This window comes from Candidatus Eisenbacteria bacterium, assembly GCA_016235265.1.
Lineage (GTDB): Bacteria > Eisenbacteria > RBG-16-71-46 > RBG-16-71-46 > JACRLI01 > JACRLI01.
On record JACRLI010000018.1, the window covers coordinates 1 to 19,948 of the forward strand.

At 68.5% G+C, this 19,948-nt stretch carries 34 protein-coding genes; all 34 read left to right on the forward strand.

Going from position 1 to position 19,948, the window contains the following annotated elements:
- The 34 genes from tuf to HZB25_10950 all read left to right on the forward strand — a co-directional run bounded on the left by tuf (nucleotide 1) and on the right by HZB25_10950 (nucleotide 19,856).
- Entirely contained in the window at nucleotides 1-1,197 is a 1,197-nt protein-coding gene (tuf, locus tag HZB25_10785) for an elongation factor Tu (protein MBI5837721.1), read from the forward strand.
- Between the two features lie 8 nt (nucleotides 1,198-1,205).
- Nucleotides 1,206-1,466 (forward strand): 30S ribosomal protein S10, encoded by a 261-nt coding sequence (rpsJ, locus tag HZB25_10790; GenBank protein MBI5837722.1) that lies wholly within the window; start codon nucleotides 1,206-1,208, stop codon nucleotides 1,464-1,466.
- A 172-nt stretch (nucleotides 1,467-1,638) separates the two neighbouring features.
- Nucleotides 1,639-2,262: a 50S ribosomal protein L3 gene (gene rplC / locus HZB25_10795; GenBank protein MBI5837723.1), complete on the forward strand. Its 624-nt coding sequence runs from the start codon at nucleotides 1,639-1,641 to the stop codon at nucleotides 2,260-2,262.
- A 36-nt stretch (nucleotides 2,263-2,298) separates the two neighbouring features.
- Entirely contained in the window at nucleotides 2,299-2,928 is a 630-nt protein-coding gene (gene rplD, locus HZB25_10800; protein ID MBI5837724.1) for a 50S ribosomal protein L4, read from the forward strand.
- The gene (locus tag HZB25_10805) at nucleotides 2,925-3,215 is read left to right on the forward strand and encodes a 50S ribosomal protein L23 (GenBank protein MBI5837725.1); all 291 of its coding nucleotides are present in this window, start codon (nucleotides 2,925-2,927) and stop codon (nucleotides 3,213-3,215) included. Before rplD ends, HZB25_10805 begins: the two co-directional genes overlap by 4 nt.
- A gap of 29 nt (nucleotides 3,216-3,244) precedes the next feature.
- Nucleotides 3,245-4,066: a 50S ribosomal protein L2 gene (gene rplB / locus HZB25_10810; GenBank protein MBI5837726.1), complete on the forward strand. Its 822-nt coding sequence runs from the start codon at nucleotides 3,245-3,247 to the stop codon at nucleotides 4,064-4,066.
- Nucleotides 4,067-4,096: 30 nt separating this feature from the next.
- Complete coding sequence (rpsS, locus tag HZB25_10815; GenBank protein MBI5837727.1) at nucleotides 4,097-4,381, forward strand: 30S ribosomal protein S19; 285 nt, start codon at nucleotides 4,097-4,099, stop codon at nucleotides 4,379-4,381.
- A 51-nt stretch (nucleotides 4,382-4,432) separates the two neighbouring features.
- Nucleotides 4,433-4,777, forward strand: coding sequence for a 50S ribosomal protein L22 (rplV, locus tag HZB25_10820; protein MBI5837728.1), 345 nt, complete (start codon nucleotides 4,433-4,435; stop codon nucleotides 4,775-4,777).
- Nucleotides 4,778-4,789: 12 nt separating this feature from the next.
- Nucleotides 4,790-5,455, forward strand: coding sequence for a 30S ribosomal protein S3 (rpsC, locus tag HZB25_10825; protein ID MBI5837729.1), 666 nt, complete (start codon nucleotides 4,790-4,792; stop codon nucleotides 5,453-5,455).
- A gap of 22 nt (nucleotides 5,456-5,477) precedes the next feature.
- Entirely contained in the window at nucleotides 5,478-5,918 is a 441-nt protein-coding gene (rplP, locus tag HZB25_10830; GenBank protein ID MBI5837730.1) for a 50S ribosomal protein L16, read from the forward strand.
- Entirely contained in the window at nucleotides 5,915-6,139 is a 225-nt protein-coding gene (gene rpmC, locus HZB25_10835; protein MBI5837731.1) for a 50S ribosomal protein L29, read from the forward strand. The genes rplP and rpmC overlap by 4 nt, the downstream gene beginning before the upstream one ends.
- A gap of 32 nt (nucleotides 6,140-6,171) precedes the next feature.
- On the forward strand, nucleotides 6,172-6,429 hold the full coding sequence (rpsQ, locus tag HZB25_10840; GenBank protein MBI5837732.1) for a 30S ribosomal protein S17: 258 nt from the start codon (nucleotides 6,172-6,174) through the stop codon (nucleotides 6,427-6,429).
- A 90-nt stretch (nucleotides 6,430-6,519) separates the two neighbouring features.
- Nucleotides 6,520-6,888, forward strand: coding sequence for a 50S ribosomal protein L14 (gene rplN, locus HZB25_10845; protein MBI5837733.1), 369 nt, complete (start codon nucleotides 6,520-6,522; stop codon nucleotides 6,886-6,888).
- Between the two features lie 8 nt (nucleotides 6,889-6,896).
- Nucleotides 6,897-7,211, forward strand: coding sequence for a 50S ribosomal protein L24 (locus tag HZB25_10850; protein MBI5837734.1), 315 nt, complete (start codon nucleotides 6,897-6,899; stop codon nucleotides 7,209-7,211).
- 78 nt (nucleotides 7,212-7,289) lie between these two features.
- Entirely contained in the window at nucleotides 7,290-7,970 is a 681-nt protein-coding gene (gene rplE, locus HZB25_10855) for a 50S ribosomal protein L5 (GenBank protein ID MBI5837735.1), read from the forward strand.
- 13 nt (nucleotides 7,971-7,983) lie between these two features.
- Nucleotides 7,984-8,172, forward strand: a complete 189-nt coding sequence (locus tag HZB25_10860; protein MBI5837736.1) for a type Z 30S ribosomal protein S14 — start codon at nucleotides 7,984-7,986, stop codon at nucleotides 8,170-8,172.
- Nucleotides 8,173-8,181: 9 nt separating this feature from the next.
- A complete protein-coding gene (gene rpsH / locus HZB25_10865; protein ID MBI5837737.1) occupies nucleotides 8,182-8,580 on the forward strand; it encodes a 30S ribosomal protein S8 in 399 nt (132 codons plus the stop codon).
- Between the two features lie 24 nt (nucleotides 8,581-8,604).
- Nucleotides 8,605-9,153 carry a 50S ribosomal protein L6 gene (gene rplF, locus HZB25_10870; GenBank protein MBI5837738.1) on the forward strand — a complete coding sequence of 183 codons (549 nt, stop codon included), beginning with the start codon at nucleotides 8,605-8,607 and terminating at the stop codon, nucleotides 9,151-9,153.
- A 78-nt stretch (nucleotides 9,154-9,231) separates the two neighbouring features.
- Nucleotides 9,232-9,603 carry a 50S ribosomal protein L18 gene (locus tag HZB25_10875; protein MBI5837739.1) on the forward strand — a complete coding sequence of 124 codons (372 nt, stop codon included), beginning with the start codon at nucleotides 9,232-9,234 and terminating at the stop codon, nucleotides 9,601-9,603.
- Nucleotides 9,584-10,306, forward strand: a complete 723-nt coding sequence (gene rpsE / locus HZB25_10880; protein MBI5837740.1) for a 30S ribosomal protein S5 — start codon at nucleotides 9,584-9,586, stop codon at nucleotides 10,304-10,306. The genes HZB25_10875 and rpsE overlap by 20 nt, the downstream gene beginning before the upstream one ends.
- Nucleotides 10,307-10,308: 2 nt before the next feature.
- Nucleotides 10,309-10,491, forward strand: a complete 183-nt coding sequence (gene rpmD, locus HZB25_10885; GenBank protein ID MBI5837741.1) for a 50S ribosomal protein L30 — start codon at nucleotides 10,309-10,311, stop codon at nucleotides 10,489-10,491.
- A 6-nt stretch (nucleotides 10,492-10,497) separates the two neighbouring features.
- Nucleotides 10,498-10,953 (forward strand): 50S ribosomal protein L15, encoded by a 456-nt coding sequence (rplO, locus tag HZB25_10890; GenBank protein MBI5837742.1) that lies wholly within the window; start codon nucleotides 10,498-10,500, stop codon nucleotides 10,951-10,953.
- Between the two features lie 56 nt (nucleotides 10,954-11,009).
- A complete protein-coding gene (gene secY, locus HZB25_10895) occupies nucleotides 11,010-12,332 on the forward strand; it encodes a preprotein translocase subunit SecY (GenBank protein MBI5837743.1) in 1,323 nt (440 codons plus the stop codon).
- An 8-nt stretch (nucleotides 12,333-12,340) separates the two neighbouring features.
- A complete protein-coding gene (locus HZB25_10900; GenBank protein ID MBI5837744.1) occupies nucleotides 12,341-12,994 on the forward strand; it encodes an adenylate kinase in 654 nt (217 codons plus the stop codon).
- 11 nt (nucleotides 12,995-13,005) lie between these two features.
- On the forward strand, nucleotides 13,006-13,752 hold the full coding sequence (map, locus tag HZB25_10905; protein ID MBI5837745.1) for a type I methionyl aminopeptidase: 747 nt from the start codon (nucleotides 13,006-13,008) through the stop codon (nucleotides 13,750-13,752).
- Between the two features lie 26 nt (nucleotides 13,753-13,778).
- Nucleotides 13,779-13,997 (forward strand): translation initiation factor IF-1, encoded by a 219-nt coding sequence (infA, locus tag HZB25_10910; GenBank protein MBI5837746.1) that lies wholly within the window; start codon nucleotides 13,779-13,781, stop codon nucleotides 13,995-13,997.
- A gap of 160 nt (nucleotides 13,998-14,157) precedes the next feature.
- Nucleotides 14,158-14,274, forward strand: a complete 117-nt coding sequence (rpmJ, locus tag HZB25_10915; protein MBI5837747.1) for a 50S ribosomal protein L36 — start codon at nucleotides 14,158-14,160, stop codon at nucleotides 14,272-14,274.
- A gap of 23 nt (nucleotides 14,275-14,297) precedes the next feature.
- Nucleotides 14,298-14,690: a 30S ribosomal protein S13 gene (gene rpsM / locus HZB25_10920; protein ID MBI5837748.1), complete on the forward strand. Its 393-nt coding sequence runs from the start codon at nucleotides 14,298-14,300 to the stop codon at nucleotides 14,688-14,690.
- 41 nt (nucleotides 14,691-14,731) lie between these two features.
- Nucleotides 14,732-15,124, forward strand: coding sequence for a 30S ribosomal protein S11 (gene rpsK / locus HZB25_10925; GenBank protein MBI5837749.1), 393 nt, complete (start codon nucleotides 14,732-14,734; stop codon nucleotides 15,122-15,124).
- A 42-nt stretch (nucleotides 15,125-15,166) separates the two neighbouring features.
- Nucleotides 15,167-15,799 carry a 30S ribosomal protein S4 gene (gene rpsD, locus HZB25_10930; GenBank protein ID MBI5837750.1) on the forward strand — a complete coding sequence of 211 codons (633 nt, stop codon included), beginning with the start codon at nucleotides 15,167-15,169 and terminating at the stop codon, nucleotides 15,797-15,799.
- 33 nt (nucleotides 15,800-15,832) lie between these two features.
- Complete coding sequence (locus tag HZB25_10935; GenBank protein ID MBI5837751.1) at nucleotides 15,833-16,831, forward strand: DNA-directed RNA polymerase subunit alpha; 999 nt, start codon at nucleotides 15,833-15,835, stop codon at nucleotides 16,829-16,831.
- Nucleotides 16,832-17,347 (forward strand): 50S ribosomal protein L17, encoded by a 516-nt coding sequence (gene rplQ / locus HZB25_10940; GenBank protein MBI5837752.1) that lies wholly within the window; start codon nucleotides 16,832-16,834, stop codon nucleotides 17,345-17,347.
- A 115-nt stretch (nucleotides 17,348-17,462) separates the two neighbouring features.
- A complete protein-coding gene (locus tag HZB25_10945) occupies nucleotides 17,463-18,647 on the forward strand; it encodes a family 10 glycosylhydrolase (protein ID MBI5837753.1) in 1,185 nt (394 codons plus the stop codon).
- A gap of 135 nt (nucleotides 18,648-18,782) precedes the next feature.
- Nucleotides 18,783-19,856, forward strand: a complete 1,074-nt coding sequence (locus HZB25_10950) for a hypothetical protein (GenBank protein ID MBI5837754.1) — start codon at nucleotides 18,783-18,785, stop codon at nucleotides 19,854-19,856.
- Nucleotides 19,857-19,948: the final 92 nt, after the last annotated feature.

A 19,948-nucleotide genomic window follows, 5' to 3' on the forward strand; every position in this document is an offset into this window, starting at 1 on the left:
ATGGCCAAGCAGAAGTTCGAGCGTACCAAGCCGCACGTGAACGTGGGCACGATCGGGCACGTGGACCACGGGAAGACGACGTTGACGGCGGCGATCACGATGGTTCTTTCGCAGAACAACCCGAAGATTCACGTTCGCGACTACGGTTCGATCGACAACGCGCCGGAAGAGCGGGAGCGCGGGATCACCATCGCGACGGCGCACGTGGAGTACGAGACCACGGCGCGCCACTACGCGCACGTGGACTGTCCGGGTCACGCGGACTACGTGAAGAACATGATCACGGGTGCGGCCCAGATGGACGGAGCGATCCTGGTGGTTTCGGCGGCGGACGGTCCGATGCCGCAGACGCGCGAGCACATCCTTCTGGCGCGCCAGGTGGGTGTTCCCTACATCGTGGTGTACATGAACAAGTGCGACATGGTGGACGACGCGGAGCTGCTGGACCTGGTGGAGCTGGAGGTTCGTGAGCTGCTGAAGAAGTACGAGTTCCCCGGCGACGAGATTCCGGTGATCCGGGGCTCGGCGAAGCAGGCGATGGACGGGGGCGGCAAGGACGCGAAGGCGAACGAGTCGATCATCAAGCTGATGGAAGAGGTGGACCGCTACATTCCGACCCCGGAGCGTCCGGTGGACAAGCCGTTCCTGATGCCGGTGGAGGACGTGTTCTCCATTTCGGGTCGCGGGACGGTGGCGACGGGCCGGATCGAGCGCGGCAAGGTGAAGGTGGGCGACAAGGTGGAGCGGGTGGGGATCCGCGAGACGCGCGACACGGTGGTCACGGGTGTCGAGATGTTCAAGAAGAGCATGGACGACGCGATGGCCGGGGACAACGTGGGTCTGTTGTTGCGCGGGATCGAGAAGGACGACGTGGAGCGCGGGATGGTACTTGCGGCTCCGAAGTCGGTGACGCCGCACACGAAGTTCAAGGGGGAAGTGTACATCCTGACGAAGGAGGAGGGTGGACGACACACCCCGTTCTTCACGGGATACCGGCCCCAGTTTTATTTCCGGACGACGGACGTGACGGGGGTGGCGCACCTGCCGGACGGCCGGGAGATGGTGATGCCGGGCGACAACATCACGATGTCGATCGAGCTGATCACGCCGATCGCGATGGAGAAGGAGCTTCGGTTCGCCATCCGCGAGGGTGGCCGCACCGTGGGCGCCGGCGTCGTCGCGGAAATCATCGAGTAGATCACGCCATGCTGGACACCAGCGCGGGCGAGATCGTGCGCACGGCGAAGCGCACGGGGGCGCGGACCTTCGGGCCCGTTCCGCTGCCGACCCGCCGTACCGTGTACACCGTGAACCGCTCGCCGCACGTGGACAAGAAGTCGCGCGAGCAGTTCGAGATCCGGGTGCACAAGCGCATCATCGACATCGAGCGGCCGACGCAGCAGACCATGGACGCGCTGATGCGCCTGGACCTGCCCGCCGGCGTCGAGGCCGAGATCAAGCTGTAGCTTTGCAGATGGGTGCCGCGGAGCGCGCGAGGGCGCGCCGGCGGCGCCGCGTCGGCGCGGGCGAAGGTCCGCCGCCGAGCCACGAAGACGCGTCCGCCGGGCGGGGCTCGAACGAGCCGTCCGGGGTGGGCCACCGGCCCGCCTCCCGACCCGTGACGCAGGGGAGAGGAACATGAAGCTGTCGCTGCTGGGCAGGAAAGTGGGCATGACCCAGGTCTTCGACGAGAGCGGGAACGCCATCGGCGTGACCGTGATCGAGGCCGGTCCGTGCCCCGTGGTCCAGGTGAAGGACGCGAAGAAGGACGGCTACTCCGCCATCCAGATCGCCTACGGCAAGGCCAAGCAGAAGCACACCACCAAGGCGCTGCAGGGCCACTACGCGAAGGCGAAGGTGGAGCTGGCGAAGCGGCTGCGCGAGGTGCGCCTGGACGGCCCCGCCGAGCACGAGGTCGGCACCGTCCTGACCGTGGACGTCTTCGAGGTGGGCACGTACGTGGACATCTCGGGTGTGACCAAGGGCCGCGGGTTCCAGGGCGTCGTCAAGCGCCACGGCTTCACCGGTGGCAAGGCCACCCACGGCTGCACCACGCACAAGCTGCCGGGCTCCATCGGGGCCTCGGCGTACCCGTCCCGCGTCATCAAGAACAAGAAGCTGCCCGGGCACATGGGTGACATCAACTTCACCTCCCGGAACCTCAAGGTGGTGGGCATCGACAAGGAGCGCAACCTGATCTGGGTCCGCGGCTCCGTTCCGGGCCACACGAACAGCTACGTGGTGGTCCGTCAGAAGGCCTAGGCGCGGGCGCTACCGCGCCGGGGAAGGAACGAGGCAATGGCATCGGCGAAACTGTACAAGAGCAGCGGCGAGTCGAGCGGCACGATGGATCTGCCCGCCGGCCTGTTCGAGGCCCCCTGCCACGAGCACGTGGTGTACGAGGCCGTGAAGGCGTACCTGGCCAACCAGCGCCAGGGGACGCACAGCGTCAAGCACCGCCACGACATGAAGGGCGGCGGCGCGAAGCCCTGGCGCCAGAAGGGCACCGGCCGTGCCCGCGCCGGTTCCAACATCTCCCCGCTGTGGGTGGGCGGTGCCCGGGCGTTCGGCCCGGTCCCGCGCGACTACGGCTACCGCGTCCCGCGCGGCATCCGGCAGGCCGCCATCCGCGGCGTGCTGACGCAGCGTGCGAAGGAGGAGGCGGTGCTGGTGATGGAGTCGCTGGCCCCGGATTCGCACCGCACCCGGGACTTCGCGGAACTGCTGAAGAAGATGGGCCTCGCGGACCGCAAGACGCTCGTGATCACGCGGGAAGCGAACCGTAACGTGGTGCTGGGCGCCCGGAACATCCCGGGTGTCGAGACCCGGCCCGCGAACTCGCTGACGGCGTACGACCTGGTGAGCCACGACGCCGTGGTGCTCACCCGCGACGCGCTCCAGCAGCTCAACGAGGTGTTCGCGTCATGATGGATTCCCGACAGATCGTCCGCCTCGCCCTGATCACCGAGAAGGGGAGCCTGCAGCGGGAGAAGCACAACCAGTACATCTTCGACGTGCACCCGAAGGCCAACAAGATCGAGATCAAGAAGGCCGTCGAGGCCATCTTCCCGGTCAAGGTGGACTGCGTGCGCACCATGAACTGCCAGGGTAAGAAGAAGCGCGTGGGCGCCTTCGCCGGCCGACGCTCGGCCTGGAAGAAGGCCGTCGTGACGCTCAAGGAAGGCCAGACCATCGAGCTGTTCGAGTCGGTCTAGGACTCCTGCGAATCACCGGAGAGCTTGAGATGCCACTGAAGAAATACCGCCCGCTGACGCCGACACAGCGCTACCGCGTCACCAGCGGCTTCGACGAGATCACAGCGCGCGAGCCGCACAAGCCGCTGACCGAGTTCCTGCACCGGACGGGCGGCCGCAACAACCTCGGGCACACCAGCTCGTGGCTGCGCGGCGGCGGTCACCGGCGCCTGTACCGTTTCATCGACTGGAAGCGGAACAAGGATGGCGTTCCGGCCAAGGTCGCGACCATCGAGTACGACCCCAACCGCTCGGCGCGCATCGCCCTGCTGCACTACGCCGACGGCGAGAAGCGCTACATCCTCGCGCCCTCCGGCCTGGCCGTGGGCGAGACGCTGATGAGCGGCGAGGGCGCCGAGGTCCGCAACGGCAACTGCCTCCCGCTGCGCTCGCTCCCGCTGGGCACCAACGTGCACAACGTGGAGCTGACGCCGGGACGCGGCGGCCAGATGGCCCGCGGCGCGGGTTCGTTCTGCCAGCTGATGGCGAAGGAAGGCAACTACGCGCAGCTGCGCCTGCCCTCGGGCGAGATGCGGCTGGTGCACCTGAACTGCCGCGCCACGGTGGGCCAGGTCGGCAACCTGGACCACGAGAACGAGGTCCCGGGCAAGGCCGGCCAGAGCCGGTGGCGGGGCCGCAGGCCCAGCGTCCGCGGCGTGGCCATGAACCCGGTGGACCACCCGATGGGCGGTGGCGAGGGCAAGAGTTCCGGAGGCCGGCACCCCTGCACGCCGTGGGGCAAGCCGACCAAGGGTTTCAAGACGCGTCGGCGCAAGCCGTCCGACAAGTACATCGTGCGCCGGCGGAAGTAAGCGGGCGCGGGAGACGGAACCGGAGAAGCCATGTCGCGTTCGATCAAGAAGGGCCCGTTCATCGACGTCAAGCTGGCGAAGAAGATCGATGGGCTGAACAACGCGGGTGAAAAGAAGGTCCTCAAGACCTGGGCCCGCCGTTCAACCATCACTCCCGAGTTCGTCGGGCACACGCTGGCGGTGCACAACGGCAACAAGTTCATCCCCATCTACGTGACCGAGAACATGGTGGGGCACAAGCTCGGGGAGTTCGCTCCCACACGGATCTTCCGCGGGCACAGCTCCCACGTGGAGAAGTCCGCACCGGCCAAGTAGGCGCCGCGGGCGAACGCCGCACCGCGCAGCGATCGAAGCCAGGAGTCTGGGATGGAAGCCAAGGCAGTCGCGAAATACGTGCGCATCACGCCGCGCAAGGTCGGCCAGGTGCTGGACCTCATCCGGGGCCAGCGGGTCGAGAACGCGCAGCACATCCTGATGTTCACGCCCAAGAACGCCGCCCGCACCGTGGCCAAGGTGCTCAAGTCGGCGGTGGCGAACGCCACCAGCCGGGAGGAGCGCGTGGACGTGGATCGCTTGGTGGTGAAGGCGGCCATGGTGGGGCCCGGCCCCACGATGAAGCGCTGGCTGCCCCGGGCGCAGGGACGGGCGACCCCGCTCCTGAAGCGTACCTGTCACATCACCGTCGTCGTGGGCGACGGGAAGAGCAAGTAAGGAGCCGGCACGATGGGTCAGAAAACCAATCCGATCGGGCTGCGCCTGGGGATCATCAAGACTTGGGACTCGCGGTGGTTCGCGAAGCGCGGCTACGCCGACCTGCTGAAGGAGGACCTGCTTCTCCGCAAGTACCTCAAGAAGCGGCTCGAGCGCGAGGGCGTCCCCAAGATCATCATCCAGCGCACCGCGAACAAGGTCATCGTCACCATCAGGACCGCCCGGCCGGGCATGGTCATCGGCCGCAAGGGCGAGCAGGTGGAGAAGCTGTCGGCCGAGCTGCGGCAGCTCACCAGCAAGGACATTGACATCAAGATCGAGGAGATCAAGCGGGCCGACCTGGACGCGCAGCTCCTCGCGGAACACGTCGCGCGCCAGCTGGAGCAGCGGGTGGCGTTCCGTCGCGCCATGAAGCGCTCCATCGACTCGGCCATGCTGCGCGGCGCCCAGGGCATCCGCATCATGTGCTCGGGCCGCCTCGGCGGCGCCGAGATCGCGCGCACCGAGAGCTACCGCAAGGGCCGCGTGCCCCTGCACACGCTGCGCGCGGACATCGACTATGCGATCGCGACCGCCCGCACCACCTACGGCACCTGCGGCGTGAAGGTCTGGGTCTTCAACGGCGAGGTGCTGGACAAGTCGCAGGTGGACGCGTCGCAGCCCCCGGTGACGGCCTGACAGGCTCGGAAGGAACGAAACCATGTTGATGCCGAAGCGCGTCAAGCACCGGAAACAGCACCGCGGCCGCCGCTGGGGGAAGGCCACCCGGGGAGCCACCGTGGCGTTCGGGGAGTTCGGGCTCCAGGCCACGGAGCCGGGGTGGATCACGGCCCGCCAGATCGAGGCCGCCCGCGTGGCCATCACCCGTTACATCAAGCGCGGCGGAAAGATGTGGATCCGGATCTTCCCGGACAAGCCCATCACCAAGAAGCCGGCCGAGACCCGCATGGGCAAGGGCAAGGGCAACCCTGAGGAGTGGGTCTCGGTCATCAAGCCCGGCCGGGTCCTGTTCGAGCTCGAGGGCATCACGCCGCAGCTCGCCAAGCGGGCGATGGAGCTGGGCGCGAGCAAGCTTCCCCTGCACGCCCGGTTCGTGATGCGTACCGACGGCGGCGTGGAGACGGAGGCCCAGGCGCAATGAGCAAGGAATTCAAGGTGGACGCCATCCGGCAGATGAGCCCGGACGAGATCCGCCACAAGATGGCGGAGCTTCGAGACGCCCTGTTCAAGGACCGGTTCAAGAACTCGATGCGGCAGCTCCAGAACCCGCTCACCATCCGCGAGACCCGCCGCGCCCTGGCGCGGTTGGAGACGGTCCTGCGGGAGCACGAGAGCGGGATCCGGAAGCTCGGGACGCACTGATGAGTGGAGTCGAGGAGCGCATGGCAGAGAGCCTGACAGACCGGGGCCGCCGCAAGGGCCGCGTCGGTGAGGTCATCAGCGACAAGATGGACAAGACGGTGGTGGTGAAGATCAGCCGCCGCGTCCCGCACCCGGTCGTCCGGAAGTACGTGAAGCAGACCCGGACCTTCAAGGTGCACGACGAGAAGAACGAGTGCCGGATCGGAGACATCATCCGGTTCGTGGAGACGCGCCCGCTGTCGAAGGACAAGCGCTGGCGGTTCGTGGAGTTCGTCGAGCGCGCCAAGTAGCGGCGCGCGGGCGCGGCCCCGGTGGACCGCCCCGCGGGCGGGGCACCGGGTAGCGGCGGCCGTTTCCACGGCCAGGTTTCGGAGGATCCGATGGTTCAGCTTCGCACCATGCTCACCGTGTCCGACAACTCGGGCGCGCGGGTGGCCCAGTGCATCAAGGTGCTCGGGGGCCACCACCGGCGGTATGGCCGGCTCGGTGACATCGTGGTGGTTTCGATCAAGGACGCCCTGCCCGGCGGGCAGGTGAAGAAGGGCGACGTGGCCAAGGCGGTCATCGTGCGCACCCGCAAGGAGCAGAAGCGCAAGGACGGCTCCTACATCCGCTTCGACCAGAACGCGGTGGTGCTGATCGACGACGCGCGCGAGCCCCGCGGCACGCGCATCTTCGGTCCCGTGGCGCGTGAGCTGCGCGAGAAGGAGTTCATGAAAATCATCTCCCTCGCGCCGGAAGTGATCTAGAGGGGACCATGGATCTCCAGAAGAACGACAAGGTGCAGGTCCTGTCGGGCGACGCCGCGGGACAGGTGGGACGGGTCCTCCGGGTGTACCCGGAAAAGGGCCGGATCATCGTGGAGAAGGTGAACCTGGTCAAGCGCCACAAGAAGGCGCGCGGCCAGGGGGTCCAGAGCGGAATCATCGAGAAGGAAGCCGCGATCCATGCCTCCAACGTGGCGCTGTTCTGTGACCGCTGCGGCCGGGGCGTGAGGGTGAAGGTGGAAGGCCGGGGCAAGACCCGGACCCGGAACTGCGTCCGCTGCGGTTCCGCGATCTCCAAGGGGTAGTCCAACAGCCGGAGCCCGGGTCGCCGCGGCCGCGCCAGGCGCGGATGGCGGCCAGCGGAAGGGCCGGCGGAGAGTGTGATGGCGAAGAAGGAACAGGAACAGCCGAAGGGTGGAAAGCCCGGCAAGGGCGGCAAGCCCGACGCAAAGGCCGCCAAGCCCGCGAAGGCCGGGAAGGACGCCTCGCCGAAGGGCGGGGGCGTGATCGAGGTCGGCCCGCCGCCGCGCCTCAAGAAGATCTACGAGACCGACGTGCTCCCGGCGCTGATGAAGCGCTTCCAGTACACCAGCACCATGCAGGCGCCGCGCCTGGTGAAGATCGTGGTCAACATGGGCGTGGGCGACGCGCTGCAGAACATCAAGATGCTGGACGCCGCCGTGGGGGACATGACCGCCATCACCGGGCAGAAGCCGGCGATCCGCCGCGCCAAGAAGTCGATCTCGAACTTCAAGCTGCGCGCGGGCCAGCCCGTGGGCTGCATGGTGACCATGCGCGGCGCGCGCATGTGGGAATTCTACGACCGGCTGACCAACGTCGCCATCCCGCGAATCCGCGACTTCCGCGGCGTGCCGTCGAAGTCGTTCGACGGGCGCGGGAACTACACGCTGGGCATCGCCGAGCAGGTTATTTTCCCGGAGATCAACTACGACCGGGTCGAGAAGGTCCGCGGGATGGACGTGACCATCGTGACGACCGCCCGCACCGACGAGGAAGGGATGGAGCTGCTCAAGCTCATGAACATGCCCTTCCGTAAAGCGTAAGGGAGCCGGGCGCATGGCCAAGAAGTGCCTCATCGAGCAGTGGAAGCACCACCGCGTGAAGTTCGACGTGCGTCACCGCAACCGGTGCCACCGCTGCGGGCGTCCGCGCGGCTACCTTCGGAAATTTGGACTGTGCCGCATCTGCTTCCGGGAACTCGCCCTGTTCGGGCAGATCCCGGGCGTGGTCAAGGCCAGCTGGTAGGGGGAAGAAATGGCGACGACCGATCCCGTTTCCGACTTTCTGACCAGCGTTCGGAACGCGTGCCGCGCAAAGCACCGGCGCGTGGACGTGCCCGCCTCGCGCATGAAGCAGGCGCTGGCCGAGCTGCTGGTCCGGGAGCATTTCATCAGTCACTTCAAGCCGGTGGGCGAGGCGAAGAAGCCCTCGCTGCGCCTGTACCTCAAGTACGACGAAGAGGACAACAGCGTGATCCAGGGCCTGCGGCGGGTGTCGTCGCCGGGCCGGCGGGTCTACGTGAACAAGGACAAGCTGCCCCGCGTGATGGGCGGCATGGGCACCTGCGTGGTGTCCACATCGTCCGGCATCCTCTCCGACAAGGAGGCCCGCGCGAAGGGCCTCGGCGGAGAGGTTGTTTGTTACGTCTGGTAGCGCCTTCGGGTCTGTGAGGAGCGCATGTCGCGAGTAGGCAAGATGATCATCCCCCTTCCGAAGGGCGTGACCGTGACCGCCGACGGCGGTGAGGTCCGCGTGAAGGGGCCCAAAGGCGAGCTGGCGCGCCCGGTCCTGGACGACACCCGCGTGGTGATCGAGGGGGCGCAGGCGCGTGTCGAGCTCCACGAGAGCGCGCCGCGCGGCGCCGATGCGCGCCACGGCACCATGCGGGCCAACCTGGCCAACATGGTCCACGGCGTGACCGAAGGCTTCAGCCGCACGCTGGAGATCAACGGCGTGGGCTACCGCGCGGCGATGGACGGGAAGCGCAAGCTGGTGCTCCAGCTGGGCTATTCCCACCCCATCAACTTCGAGCTTCCGGAGGGTGTGGAGGCCGCGGTGGAGGGGAACAACCGGATCGTGCTCCGGAGCATCAACAAGGAGCTGCTGGGCCAGACCGCGGCCAACGTCCGCGGTTTCCGTCCTCCCGAGCCCTACAAGGGCAAGGGCATCAAGTACGAGGGCGAGCACATCATCCGCAAGGCCGGCAAGACCGCCGGTTCGAGCTAGGACGCCCGGAATCCAGGCGCCCGGCCCCGCCCTTGGAAACGGCGGGCCGTGGGGGCGCGGGGGACGCACATGAGCACTATGGACAAGTCCTTGGCGAGACGGCTGGCGCGCGAGCGCCGGCACAAGCGCATCCGGCGCCGCGTCTCGGGGACCGGCGAGCGGCCGCGGGTGTCCGTGTACCGCAGCAGCAAGCACATCTACGCGCAGGTGGTGGACGACGCGCGCGGCGTGACCCTGGTGTCCGTCGCGAGCGGCACGAAGGAAGTGAAGGCACGCCTGCAGGACAAGAAGGGCAAGATCGCCGCTGCGACCGCATGCGGCGAGGTGCTCGCGGAGAAGGCCAAGGCCAAGGGGATCACCGCGGTGTGTTTCGACCGCGGCGGTTACCTGTATCACGGGCGCGTGAAGGCGCTCGCGGAGGCAGCGCGCAATGCAGGACTCCAGTTCTAACCCGCAGTCCCCGCAGCAGTCCGCTGCTCCCGCCGCGCCGGACTCCGGCGCGCGCGGTCCCGGCGGTCCCGGGCGCGGTCCGGGCGGACGCGGTCCTGGCGGTCGTGGTCCCGGCGGTCGCGGCCCCGGCGGTCGCGGCCCGGGGCGCGGTCCCGGCCGGGGTCCCGGTCGCGGCCCGCAGCGCGGGTCCGAGGATGACGTCAAGCCCGAGTTCACCGAGCGCGTGATCCACGTCAACCGCGTCGCCAAGGTGGTGAAGGGCGGCCGGCGCTTCTCGTTCAACGCCATCGTGGCCGTGGGCAACCAGAACGGCAAGGTGGGCGTGGGCCTGGGCAAGGCCAACGAGGTGGCGGACGCGATTCGCAAGGCCGGCGAGGCCGCCAGGAAAGGCCTGCTGCACGTGCCCGTGGTGCGCGGGACCATCCCGCACCAGGTGCTCGGCCGGTTCGGCGCCGCGCGCGTGCTGCTGCGCCCCGCCTCGTCCGGAACCGGCGTGATCGCCGGCGGCGCGGTGCGCGCCGTGGTGGAGTCCGCGGGAATCCAGAACGTCCTGAGCAAGTCGCTCGGCACCAGCAACCCGCACAACGTGGTCAAGGCCACCATGCAAGGTCTCGAGTCCCTGCGGCTGCCCCACCAGGTGGCGCGCCGTCGCGGCATGACGCTCGAGCAGCTGCTGGGCCCGAAGCCGCAGCCGAAGGTGTAGCCATGGCAGGAAAACTGAAGATCACACAGATCCGCAGCTTCAGCGGCAGGAAATACGACCAGAGACAGACCCTCGAGGCGCTCGGCATCCGCCGGATCGGGCACACCGTGGAACAGCCCGACAACCCGGCGATCCGCGGGATGATCCGCAAGATCGTCCACCTCCTCAAGGTGACGGAAGGCTAGGAGACCATGCGAATCGGTGAAATCAAGCACGCGCCGGGCGCCGTCCACCGCCGAAAGCGGCTGGGCAAGGGCCCGTCGTCCGGCAAGGGCGGCACCTGCGGCAAGGGCCACAAGGGGCAGAAGGCGCGCACCGGCCACCACGGCATCCCGCGGTGGTTCGAGGGCGGCCAGATGCCGCTGCAGCGCCGCGTGCCCAAGCGCGGGTTCCGCAGCCTCACCCCCGGCTCCGACCAGGTGGTGAACGTCGGCGCGCTGGCGCTGTTCGCCGCCGGCGCGGTGGTGGGGGCGGCGGAGCTGCAGGAGAAGGGCCTGGTGAAGAGCGCCCGGCGGCCGGTGAAGCTGCTGGCCAAGGGCGACGTGCCCCACGCGATCACGGTCCGGCTGGACCGCGCGTCGGAGGCGGCGGTGAAGAAGCTCGAGGCGGCCGGCGGGAAGTTCGAGCCGGTGGCGGCGCAGTCATAGCAGGGGAACGCGGGGGCGCGCAGGAAGCGCCCCGGTCGCGAGGATAGAAAGCTCCGATGGCCCAGTCCAACGCCTTCATGGATAGCCTCCGCAACATGTGGAACATCCCCGAGTTGAGGAGGCGGCTCCTCTTCACCCTGGGGTTGCTGGCGATCTACCGCCTGGGCGGCCACGTGCCGACTCCGGGCGTGGACGCCACCGCGCTGGCGCAGTTGATGAAGAGCAACAGCATGCTCGGGCTCTACGACCTCTTCGTCGGAGGCTCGTTCTCCCGGGCGACGATCTTCGCGCTGGGCATCATGCCGTACATCAGCGCCTCGATCATCCTGCAGGTGCTGGGCACGGTGGTGCCGCACCTGGAGAAGCTGCAGAAGGAGGGCGAGGAGGGGCGGCGCAAGATCACCCAGTACACGCGCTACGGCACGGTGCTGATCTCGCTGATCCAGAGCTACGCCTTCAGCATGTTCCTGGAGTCGTTCAAGGGCGCGTCCGGCGTGGAGGTGGTCAGCAACCCGGGCATGTCGTTCCGGCTGATCACCATGCTCACGCAGACCACCGGCACCATCGGCATCATGTGGCTGGGCGAGCAGATCACTGAGCGGGGCATCGGCAACGGCATCTCGCTGATCATCATGGTGGGCATCATCGCCCGGCTGCCGAACGACCTGATCACCACGTTCACTTCGCTGAAGAACGGCACGCTGAACGCGTTGGTGCTCATCCCGGCGCTGTTGTTCATGTTCGCCGTGATCGCGTCGGTGGTGCTGATGACGCAGGCGCAACGCAAGATCCCGGTGCAATACGCCAAGCGGGTGGTGGGCCGAAAGACGTACGGCGGCCAGAACACACACATCCCGCTGCGGGTGAACACCGCCGGCGTGATCCCGATCATCTTCGCCCAGTCCCTGATCATCCTGCCGGTCTCGATCGCCGCCTTCTTCCCGAAGAGCGATTTCCTGGCGGGCGTGGCGCAGGAGTTGTCGCACAACTCGCCCATCTACGTGATCCTGTACTCGCTGGTGATCATCTTCTTCACCTACTTCTACACCGCCGTGGTGCTGAACCCCGAGGACCTGGCGGAGAACATCCGGAAGTTCGGCGGGTTCGTGCCGGGCATCCGGCCGGGCAAGAAGACGGCCGAGTACATTGACTACATCATGAACCGCATCACCCTGCCGGGCGCGGTGTTCCTGGCGGCGATCGCGGTGGTCCCGGACCTGCTCGTGGACCGGATGAACCTGACGTTCCGCTTCGGGGGAACCAGCGTACTGATCGTGGTGGGCGTGGCGCTGGACACCCTGCAGCAGATCGAGTCGCACCTGCTGATGCGCCACTACGACGGACTGGTGAAGAAGGGCAAGCTCCGGGGCCGCCGGTAGCGATGGCTCTGCGGCTGGTGTTCCTGGGCCCGCCGGGGGTGGGCAAGGGCACGCAGGCCACGAGGGCCGCGGCCGCGCACGGGATCCCGCAGATCTCGACCGGCGACATCCTGCGCGAGGCGGTGCGGCGGGGCTCGGAGCTGGGAGTGAAGGCGGGGGAGTACATGGACCGCGGTGCGCTGGTCCCCGACGAGGTGGTCGTGGGACTGGTCGCGGAACGGACCGCCCGGCCGGACTGCGTTCCGGGGTTCATCCTGGACGGCTTCCCGCGGACGGTGCCGCAGGCCCAGGCGCTGGATGTCATGCTGGCCTCGCGCGGGCTGCCGCTGTCCGCGGTGGTGACCATGGTCGCCCCGGCCGAGGAGATCGTGCGGCGCCTCTCGTCGCGGCGGGTGTGTCCCGGCTGCGGCAGGGTGTACGCGGGCAACCCGGACGGCTCCGGGCCCGCGGCCTGCGAGGCCGACGGCCAGGCGCTGGCGCAGCGCTCGGACGACCACCCGGAGGTGATCCGGGAACGGCTGAAGGTGTACGAGGTGCAGACGGCCCCGCTGATCGGCCACTATGGCGCGCTGGGCCTGGTCCGCGAAGTGGACGGCCTCGGCGCGGTGGATGAGGTGGCGGCGCGGATCGGGCAGGTCTTGGCGGGCCTGCCGGGACGATAGGCGCGGCGGTCATGGTCCACCTGCGATCGGCCAGGGAGATCGAGCTGATCCGCGAAAGTGCGCGGATCGTGGCCGGCTGCCTGCAGCACCTGAAGTCGAAGGTGCGGGTGGGCGTGACCACCGAAGAGCTCGACCAGGCGGGGCGCGAGTTCATCGAGGGCCACGGCGGCCGCTGCGCCTTCCTGGGCTACCGCGGCTACCCGGCCAGCATCTGCGCCTCGGTGAACGAGGAAGTGGTGCACGGGATCCCCTCGGGGCGCAAGCTCAAGGAGGGCGACGTGGTGAGCCTGGACGTCGGCGTGCAGAAGGACGGCTACTTCGGCGACGCCTCGCTCACCGTGCCGGTGGGCGACGTGGATCCCGGCACGCTCCGGCTGCTGCGGGTCACGGAGGAGGCGCTGGCGCTGGCGGTGGCCGCGGCGCAGCCGGGCAACCGGCTCGGCGACGTGGGCCACGCGGTGCAGTCCCACGTGGAGGCCGCCGGGTTCTCGGTGGTGCGCTCCCTGGTCGGCCACGGGATCGGCCGGGAGATGCACGAGGAGCCCCAGGTGCCCAACTACGGGCTTCCGGGCCGCGGCCCGAGGCTGCAGGCGGGCATGGTGATGGCGATCGAGCCGATGGTGAACCTGGGCCAGGCCGAGACGCGGGTCCTGGAGGACGGGTGGACGGTGGTGACGCTGGACGGCAAGCCGTCGGCTCACTTCGAGCACACGGTGGCCGTCACGCCGGACGGTCCCGTCATCCTCAGCCGGCCCTGACGGCCGGCCGGGAGAATCGAGAGAACTTGGCGAAACAGGAAGGAATCCAGGTCGAGGGAACCGTGGTCGAGCCCCTGCCCAACGCGATGTTCCGCGTGGAGCTGGAGAACGGCCACCGAGTCCTGGCCCACATCTCCGGGAAGATGAGGATGCACTTCATCAAGATCCTGCCCGGGGACAAGGTGACCGTGGAGTTGTCGCCCTACGACCTGGACCGCGGCCGCATCGTCTACCGGTACAAGTAGGGGCGGTGGAGGGCGCCTTCCCGAAGCGGGGTGGCTGCCGGGCGCGGGGTGGAACGCAGAGCAGGATGATCCGGCGCGGCAGTGCCGCGCACACCGGGGCTCGCCGTGCGCGGGCCCCCCGGCGGGGGCCGGGCCCCCGCAACGTCACACGAGGGGAACCATGAAGGTCCGAGCTTCGGTGAAGAAGATTTGCGAGCACTGCAAGGTGGTCCGGCGCAAGGGTGTCATCCGGGTGATCTGCAGTCGCAATCCGCGACACAAGCAGCGTCAGAAGTAGTTGAAGTCTGAGGGAGGCTTCCGTTGGCTCGAATTTCAGGCATCGACCTGCCGAACGAAAAGCGCATCGAGGTCGCGCTGACCTACCTGTACGGGATCGGTCCGACCACGGCGCGCAAGATCATCGCCCAGACGGGCGTGAACCCCTCCACGCGGGTGAAGAACCTCACCGACGAGGAGACGGCCAAGCTCCGCGGCGTGATCGAGAACGACTTCAAGGTCGAGGGCGCGCTGCGCACCGAGATCAGCATGAACATCAAGCGCCTGATGGAGATCGGCGCGTACCGGGGCCTGCGGCACCGCCGCGGCCTGCCCGTCCGCGGGCAGCGCACCAAGACCAATGCGCGGACCCGCAAGGGCCCGAAGAAGACGATGGGGGCCATGCGCAAGAAGGTCGCCGGCCCCGCACACAAGTAGCGTAGTCGGAACAGGCACGCGTTTCAGATAGGAGTACCAGCGTGGCGGACGCACCGGTCAAGAAGGTCAAGAAAAAGGACCGCAGGGTCGGGATGAACGGGGTGGCGCACGTTAAGGCCTCGTTCAACAACACCATCATCTCCATCACCGACCTGGACGGGAACGTGGTTTCCTGGGCCAGCGCCGGCAAGGTGGGCTTCAAGGGAGCCCGCAAGAGCACGCCCTTCGCGGCGCAGATCGCGGCGGAGAACGCCGCCCGCACCGCGCTGCAGGCGGGCATGAAGAAGGTGGAGGTGTGGGTCGGCGGCCCCGGTGCCGGCCGCGAGGCGGCCATCCGGTCGCTGCAGGCCGCGGGACTTGAGATCGCGGCCATCAAGGACGTCACGCCGATTCCGCACAATGGTTGCCGGCCGCCCAAGCGGCGCCGGGTCTAGCCCGCGGCACGGCTCGAGCATTCGAGGCATAACGGAGGTTTCATGGCGGTTTACCACGACTCGAAGTGCCGGCGCTGTCGTCGGGAGGGGATGAAACTCTTCCTGAAGGGCGAGCGCTGTTTCTCGGAGAAGTGCGCCTTCGAGCGCCGCGGCTACCCCCCGGGGGAGCACGGCCAGGGTCGGCGCATCAAGGTGACGGGCTACGGGCTGCAGCTGCGCGAGAAGCAGAAGGCCCGCGCCTACTACGGTGTCCTCGAGCGCCAGTTCCGCAAGTACTTCCATGACGCGGAAGCCAGCAAGGGCGTGACCGGCACCGTGCTGCTGCAGATCCTCGAGACGCGTCTCGACAACGTGACTTTCCGCGTCGGTTTCGCCCTGTCGCGCGCGGCTGCGCGCCAGCTGGTGCGCCACCGCCACTTCACCGTGAACGGCCGCGTGGTGGACATTCCGTCCTACCCGGTGCGCCCCGGCGACGTGATCGGCGTGCGCGAAGGAAGCCGGCAGGTGCCGGCGATCGTGCAGGCTCTCGAGAAGGCCAAGGGCAAGAGCTCGGTGCCCGACTGGCTGTCCCTGGAGGCCGAAAAGTTCTCCGGGCGGCTGCTCCAGAAGCCCAGCCGCGACGGTGTGTCGCTGCCCATCCAGGAGCAGCTGATCGTGGAGTTGTACTCCAAGTAACCTGGGCGTACCGCGCCCAAGGGGGCTTGTTTCATGAAGCTCAAGAATCTCCAGTTGCCGAAGAAGATCGAGATGGACGAGAGGACGGCCACGGACACGTTTGCCCTCCACTACATCGAGCCCTTTGAGAGGGGTTTCGGGGTCACGGTGGGCAACGCGTTGCGCCGCGTCCTCCTGTCCTCGCTGCCGGGGGCCGCAGTCTCCGCGGTGAAGATCGAAGGGGCCCTCCACGAATTCGGGCCGCTGACCGGCATCTTCGAGGACACCCTGCAGATCACCCAGAACCTCAAGCAGATCCGGTTCAAGGTGCACGGGGAAGGTCCCAAGCGCGGGACGTTCGCGTTCAAGGGCAAGGGCGAGGTGAAGGCCGGCGACCTGAAGGTGGATCACGAGGTCGAGGTCCTCAACCCCGAGCTGCACATCGCGACACTCAACGAAGAGGGTGAGTTCAACGCCGAGGTGGAAATCAGCGTCGGCCGCGGCTACGTGCAGGCGGACCAGCACCAGGCCGCGGACCGGCCCATCGGCACGCTGTCGGTGGACTCGCTGTTCTCGCCGGTGCTGAAGGTGAACTACACCGTCGAGCAGACCCGCATCGGGCAGCGCATCGACTACGAGAAGCTGAACATGGAGCTCCAGACCGACGGCAGCGTGTCGCCCCGCGACGCCATGGCGCGCGCGGCCCGGATCCTGAAGGACAACCTCGCCATCTTCCTCGGAGCCGAGGAGGAGGAGGCGGTGGTGGACGAGCTGGAGCCCGACGAGGACTCCCTGCGCGTCAAGAAGCTCCTCGAGAAGAGCGTCGAGGAACTGGAGCTCTCCGTTCGCAGCAGCAACTGCCTCCGGGCGGCCAACATCAAGACCCTGGGCGAGCTGGTGACCAAGACCGAGAGCGAAATGCTCAAGTACCGCAACTTCGGGCGCAAGTCCCTCAAGGAGATCCAGGACGTGCTGAACGAGATGGGCCTCACGTTCGGCATGGACCCGGCCTCGCTGGGAATGGCCCCGCTGCCCGTCAACGGAGACGAGTAAATGCGCCACAGCAAGGACCACCGCAAGCTCAGCCGGACGCACGAGCACAGGCGCGCCCTGTTGCGCAACCTGGTCACGGCGCTGTTCGAATACGAGCGGATCGAGACCACGGTCGCCAAGGCCAAGGAAACGCGCCGCTACGCCGAGCGGATGATCACCTTCGCCAAGCGCGGCGACCTCGCCGCGCGCCGCGAGGTGGCCGGCTACGTGATGAAGCCCGCCGTGACCCAGAAGCTCTTCAGCGTGATCGCGCCGTGGTACACCGAGCGCCCCGGCGGCTACACCCGGATCATCAAGACCCGCGCGCGCCTGGGCGACGCCGGGGAAATGGCGATCCTGGAATTGGTGAAGTCGAAGGAGCAGAAGGACAAGGAGCGCAAGGAGGCCCTGGAGAAGGCCGAGGCCAAGGGCAAGAAGAAGGAGAAGAAGGACGCCAAGGAGAAGGCTCCCGCCCCGTCGGACGCCGTGGAGCCCCGCAAGCGGCGCACCCGCGCGGGCGTGGGCGCGGGGCGCTGACCCGGCCGCGAAGCCGGCTCCGAACTCCCCGGCTCCGAACTCCATGTCCTCCCACCGCGCAGTGACCAGGCGAGGCGGCCCCCGGGGCCGCCTCGCGCTTGTTTTCGCGCTGGCATTGGCGCTGGCGCTGGTCCTGGCGTCGGCGTCGCCGGCCTTCTTCGGCGGCCCGCGGCCCGCGCGCGCCGACGGCGAGGACCGCTACGAGCTGCCCCCCGGCGGGCTGCGCGCGGTGTGGGTGGTGCGCACCTCCATGACCGGGCGGGACCGCGTGGACCGCATGATCGCGCGCGCCAAGCAGCTGGGAGTGCAGGCCGTGTTCGTGCAGGTGCGGGCCCGGGCCGACGCCTACTACGACTCGCGGGTGGAGCCGCGCGCGGAGGCGGTGGAAGACACCGGCTTCGACCCGCTGGCCTACGCTGTGGAGCGCGGCCACGCGGAGGGCCTGCAGGTGCACGCGTGGCTCAACGTGTTCCTGGTGTGGTCCGCCGACCAAAGCCCCCGCGACCCCCGCCACCTGGCCAATGGCCATCCCGACTGGTCCGCGGTGCGCCCGGACGGCCGCGCGCTGTGGAGCCTCACCCGCGACGAGTTCGAGGGCACCATCACCGAGGGCATGTTCTCCGCCGCCGGCAACCCGGACGTGCGCGCGGAGTTCCTCGACGTGGTACGCGACGTGCTCTCGCGCTACGCGGTGGACGGCATTCACCTCGACTACGTGCGCTATCCCGCGAGCGCCGCGGGCTACGACTACGGCTCCCGCGTGGAGTTCATGCGCCGCACCGGCGTGGACCCCGCCTGGATGGCCGACCGCCCCGAGTACCTACGGGCGCGGTTCGGGGCCGGGGGCGTGGACGATCTCGCGCGCCGCTGGGCCGCGTGGCAGCGCGGCACCGTGACCGAGGTGGTGCGCGGCGTGCGCGCGGCGGTGGATTCGATCCGCCCGGGGGCGGCCGTGAGCGCCGCGGTGATCGCCGACATGGAGGCCGCCCTGGGCAGGCACCGCCAGGACTGGCCGGCCTGGCTGCGGGAAGGCCTGCTCGACTTCGTGATGCCCATGGTCTACACCCCCAGCGACCGGGTCTTCGAAGGCCAGCTACGCCGCATCCTGGCTGCCGCGGGGGGCCGGCCCGTCGTGGCGGGGGTGGGGGTGTACGACCAGCCGGCCCGCTCCGCAGCCCGGAAGATCGAGACTGCCCGGCGGATGGGGGCGGCCGGGGTAGCGCTGTTCTCTTACGACGCCATCCAGGCGCAACCTTCGTACTGGCAAGCGATTCGGGGTGCGCTCCTGGGGTTTCGGTAGGCTCCCTCCGAGGCGCCCGGACCTTCAAGGGGCGAAGTCACCGATACCGTAATCGCAAGTAGGACAATCAAGTACGCCTGACGCCCGCCAAACGCGTGCTGGCCAGCCGGGCCCGCCGACCATACAATGGCCGGCATGAAACAACTCCGGAAACGCGCGCCCTCGATTCCGAAACTCCCATGGAACCCGCGTGCCGTCCTGGCCCTCGCACTGCTCGCCGTGCCGGTGCTGGCGCCGTCCCTCACAGGCGCGGCCCCGGCCCCCGCGGGTAGGCCCGCGGCGCGTTCCTCGGCCGCCTCCGCCGCCCGCAAGGATCCCGGCGGCCACCTCCCCGGCATCTACCCCTCCCGGCCCATTTTCGAACGGCCCTTCCCCGCCCAGGAGGTCCCCAGGGGGATCCGCAGCCTCTCGGCCAGGGAGTGCGGCCGGTGCCATGCCGACACCTACCGCGAGTGGCAACAGTCGGTGCACGCCCAGGCCTGGCCGGACCCGCAGTTCCAGGCCGAGCTTCGGAAGCAGCCGGGCGTGTCGTGGCTGTGCGTCAACTGCCACACGCCGCTGGTGAACCAGCTGGACTCGGTGGTCGTAAGCCTCGCCGGGAACGACGTGGAGCGACCCATCAAGCGGGCCAACCCACTATTTGACCCGGGGCTCAAGCCGGAGGGGGTGACCTGCGCCGCATGCCACGTGCGCGACGGCTACATCGAGGGCCCCTCGGCGGCATCCACGGCTCCCCACCCCACCCGGTTCAACCCCATCTTCCGGGACGCCTCGCTGTGCACGCGCTGTCACGAGGCGGTGCAGTCCTATCCCGGAAAGAACTTCATCTGCACCTTCCAGACCGGCCAGGAGTGGCTGCAGGGGCCGTACGGGCAGTCCGGAAAGCCGTGCCAGGACTGCCACATGCCCGAGGTCGTCCGGTCCGCGGCCCCCGGCGCGCCGAAACGGCGCGGCGCGCATCACTCCTGGATCGGCAGCCACCTGCGCAAGGGCTTCGAGACCGACCTGGCGCTGTGGGAGAAGCTGGCTGCGATGCGGCCGGTCGGTACGCGGCTCGACGCCGGGCCCGCCCCGCGGGGGGCCGCCGGGAGCGTGGCGAGCTGGAAGGTGCAGGTGGTGAACGCGCGCGCCGGGCACAGGCTGCCGACCGGGGACCCGGAGTGTCAACTTTCGCCTGAAAGTAGCCACCCATGTTCGCGTCATAGGTAGCCACGCGGGCTGGGTTGGGGGTGGCGGCGATCCTTCAGTTTGACTTCTCCTGAGTTCTTCTCCCCGGCGGCCGGAGTGGCGACGCTCCAGGA

What these genes read in the sequence shown, in the direction of transcription:
- rpmC (MBI5837731.1), top strand. Translation starts at nt 5,915, where the DNA reads ATGAGCAAGGAATTCAAGGTGGACGCCATCCGGCAGATGAGCCCGGAC.
- rplD (MBI5837724.1), top strand. Translation starts at nt 2,299, where the DNA reads ATGGCATCGGCGAAACTGTACAAGAGCAGCGGCGAGTCGAGCGGCACG.
- rplQ (MBI5837752.1), top strand. Translation starts at nt 16,832, where the DNA reads ATGCGCCACAGCAAGGACCACCGCAAGCTCAGCCGGACGCACGAGCAC.
- rplV (MBI5837728.1), top strand. Translation starts at nt 4,433, where the DNA reads ATGGAAGCCAAGGCAGTCGCGAAATACGTGCGCATCACGCCGCGCAAG.
- rpsD (MBI5837750.1), top strand. Translation starts at nt 15,167, where the DNA reads ATGGCGGTTTACCACGACTCGAAGTGCCGGCGCTGTCGTCGGGAGGGG.
- secY (MBI5837743.1), top strand. Translation starts at nt 11,010, where the DNA reads ATGGCCCAGTCCAACGCCTTCATGGATAGCCTCCGCAACATGTGGAAC.
- map (MBI5837745.1), top strand. Translation starts at nt 13,006, where the DNA reads ATGGTCCACCTGCGATCGGCCAGGGAGATCGAGCTGATCCGCGAAAGT.
- rplE (MBI5837735.1), top strand. Translation starts at nt 7,290, where the DNA reads ATGGCGAAGAAGGAACAGGAACAGCCGAAGGGTGGAAAGCCCGGCAAG.
- rplB (MBI5837726.1), top strand. Translation starts at nt 3,245, where the DNA reads ATGCCACTGAAGAAATACCGCCCGCTGACGCCGACACAGCGCTACCGC.
- rpsJ (MBI5837722.1), top strand. Translation starts at nt 1,206, where the DNA reads ATGCTGGACACCAGCGCGGGCGAGATCGTGCGCACGGCGAAGCGCACG.
- HZB25_10860 (MBI5837736.1), top strand. Translation starts at nt 7,984, where the DNA reads ATGGCCAAGAAGTGCCTCATCGAGCAGTGGAAGCACCACCGCGTGAAG.
- HZB25_10950 (MBI5837754.1), top strand. Translation starts at nt 18,783, where the DNA reads ATGAAACAACTCCGGAAACGCGCGCCCTCGATTCCGAAACTCCCATGG.
- rplN (MBI5837733.1), top strand. Translation starts at nt 6,520, where the DNA reads ATGGTTCAGCTTCGCACCATGCTCACCGTGTCCGACAACTCGGGCGCG.
- rpsS (MBI5837727.1), top strand. Translation starts at nt 4,097, where the DNA reads ATGTCGCGTTCGATCAAGAAGGGCCCGTTCATCGACGTCAAGCTGGCG.
- rpmJ (MBI5837747.1), top strand. Translation starts at nt 14,158, where the DNA reads ATGAAGGTCCGAGCTTCGGTGAAGAAGATTTGCGAGCACTGCAAGGTG.
- rplO (MBI5837742.1), top strand. Translation starts at nt 10,498, where the DNA reads ATGCGAATCGGTGAAATCAAGCACGCGCCGGGCGCCGTCCACCGCCGA.
- HZB25_10805 (MBI5837725.1), top strand. Translation starts at nt 2,925, where the DNA reads ATGATGGATTCCCGACAGATCGTCCGCCTCGCCCTGATCACCGAGAAG.
- rplP (MBI5837730.1), top strand. Translation starts at nt 5,478, where the DNA reads ATGTTGATGCCGAAGCGCGTCAAGCACCGGAAACAGCACCGCGGCCGC.
- rpsE (MBI5837740.1), top strand. Translation starts at nt 9,584, where the DNA reads ATGCAGGACTCCAGTTCTAACCCGCAGTCCCCGCAGCAGTCCGCTGCT.
- rpmD (MBI5837741.1), top strand. Translation starts at nt 10,309, where the DNA reads ATGGCAGGAAAACTGAAGATCACACAGATCCGCAGCTTCAGCGGCAGG.
- rpsC (MBI5837729.1), top strand. Translation starts at nt 4,790, where the DNA reads ATGGGTCAGAAAACCAATCCGATCGGGCTGCGCCTGGGGATCATCAAG.
- rpsH (MBI5837737.1), top strand. Translation starts at nt 8,182, where the DNA reads ATGGCGACGACCGATCCCGTTTCCGACTTTCTGACCAGCGTTCGGAAC.
- HZB25_10935 (MBI5837751.1), top strand. Translation starts at nt 15,833, where the DNA reads ATGAAGCTCAAGAATCTCCAGTTGCCGAAGAAGATCGAGATGGACGAG.
- HZB25_10850 (MBI5837734.1), top strand. Translation starts at nt 6,897, where the DNA reads ATGGATCTCCAGAAGAACGACAAGGTGCAGGTCCTGTCGGGCGACGCC.
- tuf (MBI5837721.1), top strand. Translation starts at nt 1, where the DNA reads ATGGCCAAGCAGAAGTTCGAGCGTACCAAGCCGCACGTGAACGTGGGC.
- HZB25_10875 (MBI5837739.1), top strand. Translation starts at nt 9,232, where the DNA reads ATGGACAAGTCCTTGGCGAGACGGCTGGCGCGCGAGCGCCGGCACAAG.
- rplC (MBI5837723.1), top strand. Translation starts at nt 1,639, where the DNA reads ATGAAGCTGTCGCTGCTGGGCAGGAAAGTGGGCATGACCCAGGTCTTC.
- rplF (MBI5837738.1), top strand. Translation starts at nt 8,605, where the DNA reads ATGTCGCGAGTAGGCAAGATGATCATCCCCCTTCCGAAGGGCGTGACC.